The organism is Adhaeribacter aerolatus, assembly GCF_007991635.1.
GTDB lineage: Bacteria > Bacteroidota > Bacteroidia > Cytophagales > Hymenobacteraceae > Adhaeribacter > Adhaeribacter aerolatus.
The window spans coordinates 171,609-178,138 of sequence record NZ_BJYS01000013.1 but is presented as its reverse complement, the minus strand read 5'-3'; the positions used below and the strand labels follow the sequence as shown (position 1 = coordinate 178,138).

Sequence of the window (6,530 nt, the reverse complement as noted above, 5' to 3'; positions counted from 1 at the left end):
CTCCTAGGAGCTTTATTCATAGGGTATTTTTTACGTTTACCCGATACTAGGTAAAGAAATATTTTATACCTTGAAAACCGGACTATAACTAAAAAATTTGCTTCTATGAAAAATATGATGCTCATGCCCTTGTTGCTGCTAATCCTGAATCTGCTATCACCGGCCAATGCCCAAACAACACCGAAAGGCGGTACGCTGGCCGATGTAAGTTTTATACAAGGCCACTGGAAAGCTACCAACGATGGCCGGGATGTAGAGGGCTACTGGATGGCTGCCAACGGCGACAACATGGTAGGCATGATGCGCATGATGAAAGGCAACAAAGCCAGCATGTACGAAATATTAGCTTACGAACAAGGGCCACAGGGGCTGGTTTCTTTGGTAAAACACTTTAGTCCCGGTTTGATTGGGCAGGAGGAAAAAGAGAAGCAAGACCGTTATAATTTTATTGAAGCCAGCAAGAACCGGGCTGTTTTCCAGAAAGAAGGTGAAGCGCTACGCATTCTCTACGAAAAACGCTCTGATAACCAGTTTGTAATTGCCCGCGGCAACCAGCAAGATAACAAATGGGTGTATAAAGACTTATTTGTATTTAACCGGGTAAAATAATTACAACCCAATCTAACCAGAAATATTCTTAATTGCCCGGGCTTAGCACAAAAGTCCGGGCAATTTTATTTAAATTTATATTTGCTACGAAGCAAAAAGGCGCTCATTACCAGTAGAGCTAAATTCCACTTCCATTCATACCCAAAAATTACAATTTTCAACTATATTTAGCTTGTTGTGAATAAATAAAACACCTATTTTTGTTAGCCTTAGTCTCTATCATGATTTTGTTCAACAGCCCTTTAATACGGCTCGATTACTCGCCCGCCACCGATATTTTAATTGCTGATTTATCGGCCAGCTACGAATTTTATACCCTGGAAGTACAAGAAGCGTTAAGCACCATTGCCAAATACATCCGGCACTACGATGTAAAAAACCTGCTCATGGATTCGCGGAAAAGAGTCATACAAATAGAAACTGAACGCTACGCTACTATTATGGCCGAATACATACGGGAATTAGAGTCTACCCGGCTCCAAAAGTTAGCGCGCCTACGCACCGGCAATACCGACCGGGAAAACTTAGCCAAAACCATGCAGGAGCAAGTTGTTACAGCTTTCCAAATGAAAACATTTACCGATATGGAGCAAGCCCTTACCTGGCTCCAATTAAAATAAAATGCTTGTACCCTCGCAACAACCACCCATATCCGAACTAAATTTGTAAGCGCCGGGTTAAAACACCCAAAAGCAAAGTAAATCAGATAAATTAAATATGTTTAAAAAGTTATTCTTGTTATGGCTGGTGGTTGGCAGCCTGGCGGCGCAAGCCCAAACCAAAAAACCCGTTCCGGCCAAGAAACCAGCTACACCTGCTAAAACAGCAAACCCGGCCGCCACTTCTTTCAAAAACCTAAACGACAGCCTTAGTTATGCCATGGGCCTCTCGGCTGGGCAGTTTTTAAAAGCTCAGGGCGTAGAAAACCTGAATTACGCTTTATTAAACAAAGCCATAGAGCAAACCCTAGGAGAAAAATCTACCTCTTTTGATATGCAAGCCGCTAATGGTGTAATGGAGCGTTTTGCCCGCACCAGTGTTACGAAGAAAGCTGCCGCTGAGAAAGAAAAAGGCCGCCAGTTCTTGTTGCAAAACAAAAAGAAAGCTGGCATAACCGAAACGGCCAGCGGTTTGCAATATGAGGTTTTAACCGCCGGCCAAGGCGCAAAACCGACCAGTTCCGATACGGTAGTGGTACATTACGCGGGCAAATTACTTAACGGAAAAGAATTCGACTCATCTTTCAAGCGCGGCCAACCGCTTACTATTCCGGTAGCCGGCGTAATTTCCGGCTGGACCGAGGCCCTGCAATTGATGCCTGCCGGCAGTAAATGGCGCTTGTACATACCTTCGGAACAAGGCTACGGCGATATGGGCGCCGGGCGCGATATTCCGGGTGGCGCTACCTTGGTATTTGATGTAGAGCTACTGGAGATAAAGAAATAAAAATCTGTAAAAGATTTTAGCATAGCGTCTCAAATATTTGAGAGCTTGAATGAAAGCAATATTATTAAGCAAACCTCACAAGTTTTTAAGACCTGTGAGGTTTTTCTTTTAGCCAATAGCATTACAAGGCCAAGGCAGATTATCAGCAAGTCCGAAATTTGTAGCTTGTTTCTTACCCATAAGCGTATAGTTAAGATCAATGCCTTAAGAGGCTGATTAAAATGGAAGCAGATTTTAAAACGTATTACCAACGGCTGGTAAACAAAAGTCGGAACCAGGGTCTTATATACGCGGCCGGGGTGGTTATATTTTGTGCTATACTCTGGTTTTACAGCAACCCCCTACCGGTAATTATTCTGGGAGGTATTTGCTTTTTACTCATTATTATATTACACCGGCGTTATACCAAAAAATATCACCAACGGCTGCAGTTACTAAATATTAGTTTCCCGGAAACCTGGCAAAATATACTGGAAAACAACTCGGTTTTCTACGCCAATCTCAACCCTGCCGATAAAAAAATATTTAACCAGCGGGTACATTTTTTCCTGGCCGAGAAAAAGATTGAAGGCATTGATACCGACCTGGACGATACGGTTCGGTTGCTGGTGGCAGCCAGTGCTATTATTCCTACTTTTGCCTTCCCGTTTTTCGAGTACCCCAATCTGAAGCAAGTATTAATTTACCCCAACGCTTTCGACGAGAAATTCCGGACGGATCATACGGAAGGGCAGGAGCGGATTATTGCCGGTATGGTGGGGAATATGTACCTGAACAATACGCTGCTGCTCTCTAAACCTAATCTGCTGGCTGGTTTTCAAGGGCAAGACAACGGCAACGTGGGCATTCATGAGTTTGTGCATTTACTCGATAAAGCCGATGGCGCAATAGACGGCCTGCCCGAAATATTTTTAAATAATGCTTATGCCATTCCGTGGCTACAGGTACTTAAAACAGAAGTAAAAAAAATTAAGAAAGGCCAGTCTGATATCAACCCCTACGGTTTAACCAACAACGCTGAATTCCTGGCGGTGGTAAGCGAATATTTCTTCGATAATCCCGAAAAGCTGAACCAGAACCACCCGGAACTTTATCGTTTGCTGTCCACTATTTTTCAGCAGGACCCGGAACGTAGCCGCTAAATTAATGAAGCAATTTATGGCTTAAAAATCAAGTTTCATTTTCTAAACCAGCATTTACTTCGGCATAAACTGGCGTCCCCTTTATAAAATCAGTTACTTCTTTTACTTCGCCGGGCTGCAAGTTATGTAGCGCCAGATTACCTACCCGCACCCGTACCAGACGTAAAGTAGGAAAACCAACGGCCGCCGTCATTTTCCGGACCTGCCGGTTTTTACCTTCGGTAAGGGTAATAGAAACCCAACTGGTGGGTCCGTGGCGCTCATCGCGAATTTTGCGGGCCCGTAGCGGCAAATCCGGCGCTATAACCAGCCTGAAAGCAACACACGGTTTGGTCGTATAACCCTCGCCTTGCAGACCAATTTTTACACCTTGCTGTAATTGCGCCACCGCTTCTTCGGTTATCAGGCCGTCTACTTGGGCATAATATTCTTTTTCCGTTCCGGAGCTGCTAATATATTGGCTCATTTTGCCATCGGTAGTAAGCAATAACAAGCCTTCACTGTCTTCGTCTAGCCGCCCAACGGCCATAGTACCCACCGGAAAATTATATAACTCGCCCAATCGCTTTTTCTTTTTTGCTTCGCCTACAAACTGGCTCAAATACCCATAAGGCTTGTACATAACAAAATAACGCTGCTGCATACAAATAATAAATTGCTTAACTTTAAGCCGATTTTTCAGAAAAGCATTTACTGATTACCGGCTTTGGATGAAATTTTTATTGTTGGCAAAGATAATTGGTGTTATCAGACTACTTTAATTTTATCGTGCGAATTATGTTTGACTGCTATATATTTGGACGATAATAGCTTTCGAATCTTCGAGCAACGGCAACCTGATACATCAATTTTTTAAGTTATGTACCGGAAAACAAAATTAAATTACAACATTATTCATGTAAATGTTTAATAACCAAGACATTATTAACTTACAACTTAAAATCGTCTACTTACTTGTTTTTCCAAGTTCTTAAATATTATCTTTTCGAGCCGGCTATTACCAAAAAGTTGTTTTTCTGAGATAATATTTTTTAGGTAAAACATTCGCGTTAATACATAGATTAAAACTGCATTGCAGAAAAAATTTTGCAAGTCCCTAATAAATAAACAAAGTAAATAAATCTACATGGATGCACTGGTAAAAGAGTTCCTGGATCAAGTAACAGCCCGCAATCCGCATGAGCCGGAGTTTTTGCAGGCAGTACAGGAAGTGGCCGAAACAATTATTCCGTTTATAGAGAAAACACCAAGGTATAGAAAAGCCAGGATTCTGGAACGTATGGTGGAGCCGGAACGGGTGCTGATGTTTCGGGTGCCGTGGCTCAATGACCGGGGCGAGGTCGAAGTTAACCGGGGTTTCCGGGTGCAGATGAACAGCGCCATTGGTCCTTACAAAGGCGGGCTCCGCTTTCATCCTTCCGTAAACCTGAGCATTCTTAAATTTTTAGCCTTTGAGCAGGTATTTAAAAACAGCCTGACGGGTTTGCCCATGGGCGGTGGTAAAGGCGGCTCCGACTTCGATCCCAAAGGTAAATCCGATAGTGAAATCATGAAATTCTGCCAAAGCTTTATGACTGAGTTATACCGGCACGTTGGGGCCGATATAGATGTTCCGGCCGGCGATATTGGTGTGGGTGGCCGGGAAGTTGGGTTCCTGTTTGGCCAGTATAAACGCATTAAAGGCGAATTTACGGGCGTACTTACCGGTAAAGGAACCAGTTGGGGCGGCAGTGCTATCCGGCCGGAGGCTACCGGTTACGGGGTGGTCTATTTTGCCGAAGATATGCTGGAAACCCGGGGCGAATCGTTAAAAGGCAAAACCGTATTGGTTTCGGGCTCCGGCAATGTGGCCCAGTATACGGTAGAAAGATGCATTCAGGCGGGCGCCAAAGTAGTTACGCTTTCCGATTCAGAAGGCTTTATTTACGATCCGGCCGGTTTCGACAAGGAGAAACTGGCCTTTATCATGGACCTGAAAAACGAACAACGCGGACGTATAAAAGAATACGCCGATAAATACAATTGCGAATTTTTTGCCGGCGAACGGCCCTGGAAAATTAAAGGCGATATTGCTTTCCCGAATGCTACTCAAAACGAGCTGGACGAAGAAGACGCCCGTACCCTGGTACGGAATGGCTGTATTTGTGTGGCCGAAGGCGCTAATATGCCCAGCACCCCGGAAGCCATTCATGTTTTTACCGAGGCTAAAATATTATATGCACCGGGTAAAGCTTCTAATGCCGGTGGGGTAGCCGTATCGGGCCTCGAAATGTCACAAAATTCCCTCCGTATTTCCTGGAGCCGGAATGAAGTAAATAACCGTCTGCGGGACATTATGAAGGACATCCACAGCATTTGTGTAAAATACGGCACCGAAAAGGATGGTTACATTAACTACGAAAAGGGAGCGAATATTGGCGGCTTTGTTAAAGTAGCCGATGCCATGCTGGCACAAGGTGTGGTATAACAGTACCTCTAAGTTGATATATTGGCCCTGTTCATTAAAAGGTTGTTTCTATTAAACTCTCAGACTTGCTTTTATATTCTACTGCTCATTTATTTCGGGAAAAGATCAAGTAAGTGTTTCGCAAAAACAGTTATGAACAAAAGAAGCCGCTGCAGCGGCTTCTTTTGTTCATAACCTATACTTTCGCTTCTTTAAAATTAGATTATAATTTCTTAAGTGGGGCACCAACTGGTATGGCACAATCATGACCGGGCTGTCCGTGCGGCGGATTGGTACCGGCCGCTACTACACCGGGTGCCGAGGGTAAAGGCAAAGTGGGTGCTGGTAACCGGGGCGCTGCCGCTGGGGTACTTTGCGGCGGCGAATCTAAACGCGCACCAACCGGAATATCGCAGCGGTGACCGGGCAAACCATGGGCAGGATTTAACCCGACCGGGTTTACCGGTGTTCCGGTCTGTCCTTGCGGCGTTGCTAATTGCACCTGGTCGCCACCATTATTTACCGGAGCCTGGGTAGTTACCGGATTATTAGCAGGAGGAGATACAACTGTATTCATTTTTTCGGGCCGGCAATTAGTAAAAACCAGTAACCCTGCCACTAGCAAAAGGGATGAAATATTTTTCATTTGAAAAATTCTTAAATTTAAAGAGCAAGAACACGATGACGGTATAACCACCTACAGACTACTAACGTTCTAAAATAATATTACAAATATTTTTCTTTTTAGCCTATTGGTTTAGCAATATACATTAGAAAATAACTAAAATTCTCGCTTCTAGTTCTAATTTCTACCAAAAAAACCTAGACGCCATTATTATTTAACATAAAAAAACAAATTTAAGGACATTTATCCTTATTAACCTCTG

At 43.7% G+C, this 6,530-nt stretch carries 7 protein-coding genes; 5 read left to right on the top strand and 2 right to left on the bottom strand.

All coding sequences use genetic code 11. The features are described 5' to 3' along the window. The first annotated feature begins 105 nt into the window (after positions 1-105). The 4 genes from AAE02nite_RS10125 (at position 106) to AAE02nite_RS10110 (ending at position 3,197) form a co-directional block, all read left to right on the top strand. Positions 106-609, top strand: a complete 504-nt coding sequence (locus tag AAE02nite_RS10125; RefSeq protein ID WP_246150926.1) for a DUF6265 family protein — start codon at positions 106-108, stop codon at positions 607-609. Positions 610-809: 200 nt separating this feature from the next. Further along, entirely contained in the window at positions 810-1,229 is a 420-nt protein-coding gene (locus tag AAE02nite_RS10120; protein ID WP_146897604.1) for a hypothetical protein, read from the top strand. A gap of 97 nt (positions 1,230-1,326) precedes the next feature. Then, the gene (gene bamJ, locus AAE02nite_RS10115) at positions 1,327-2,055 is read left to right on the top strand and encodes a BamJ family beta-barrel-assembly machinery protein (RefSeq protein ID WP_146897603.1); all 729 of its coding nucleotides are present in this window, start codon (positions 1,327-1,329) and stop codon (positions 2,053-2,055) included. A 221-nt stretch (positions 2,056-2,276) separates the two neighbouring features. Then, complete coding sequence (locus AAE02nite_RS10110; RefSeq protein WP_146897602.1) at positions 2,277-3,197, top strand: M90 family metallopeptidase; 921 nt, start codon at positions 2,277-2,279, stop codon at positions 3,195-3,197. A 28-nt stretch (positions 3,198-3,225) separates the two neighbouring features. On the opposite strand, the gene AAE02nite_RS10105 is transcribed toward AAE02nite_RS10110, so the two are convergent. Continuing rightward, positions 3,226-3,840: a pseudouridine synthase gene (locus AAE02nite_RS10105; RefSeq protein WP_146897601.1), complete on the bottom strand. Its 615-nt coding sequence runs from the start codon at positions 3,838-3,840 to the stop codon at positions 3,226-3,228. Positions 3,841-4,323: 483 nt separating this feature from the next. Here AAE02nite_RS10105 and gdhA point away from each other — a divergent pair, with 483 nt between their 5' ends. Next, on the top strand, positions 4,324-5,664 hold the full coding sequence (gene gdhA / locus AAE02nite_RS10100; RefSeq protein WP_146897600.1) for an NADP-specific glutamate dehydrogenase: 1,341 nt from the start codon (positions 4,324-4,326) through the stop codon (positions 5,662-5,664). 202 nt (positions 5,665-5,866) lie between these two features. Here gdhA and AAE02nite_RS10095 read toward each other — a convergent pair whose 3' ends face one another. Further along, the gene (locus tag AAE02nite_RS10095) at positions 5,867-6,220 is read right to left on the bottom strand and encodes a hypothetical protein (RefSeq protein WP_146897599.1); all 354 of its coding nucleotides are present in this window, start codon (positions 6,218-6,220) and stop codon (positions 5,867-5,869) included. Between the last annotated feature and the right edge of the window lie 310 nt (positions 6,221-6,530).

Bases quoted from the DNA above. Each gene is read 5' to 3' on its own strand.
- AAE02nite_RS10125 (WP_246150926.1), top strand. From the start codon at position 106: ATGAAAAATATGATGCTCATGCCCTTGTTGCTGCTAATCCTGAATCTG.
- bamJ (WP_146897603.1), top strand. From the start codon at position 1,327: ATGTTTAAAAAGTTATTCTTGTTATGGCTGGTGGTTGGCAGCCTGGCG.
- AAE02nite_RS10110 (WP_146897602.1), top strand. From the start codon at position 2,277: ATGGAAGCAGATTTTAAAACGTATTACCAACGGCTGGTAAACAAAAGT.
- AAE02nite_RS10105 (WP_146897601.1), bottom strand. From the start codon at position 3,840: ATGCAGCAGCGTTATTTTGTTATGTACAAGCCTTATGGGTATTTGAGC.
- gdhA (WP_146897600.1), top strand. From the start codon at position 4,324: ATGGATGCACTGGTAAAAGAGTTCCTGGATCAAGTAACAGCCCGCAAT.
- AAE02nite_RS10095 (WP_146897599.1), bottom strand. From the start codon at position 6,220: ATGAATACAGTTGTATCTCCTCCTGCTAATAATCCGGTAACTACCCAG.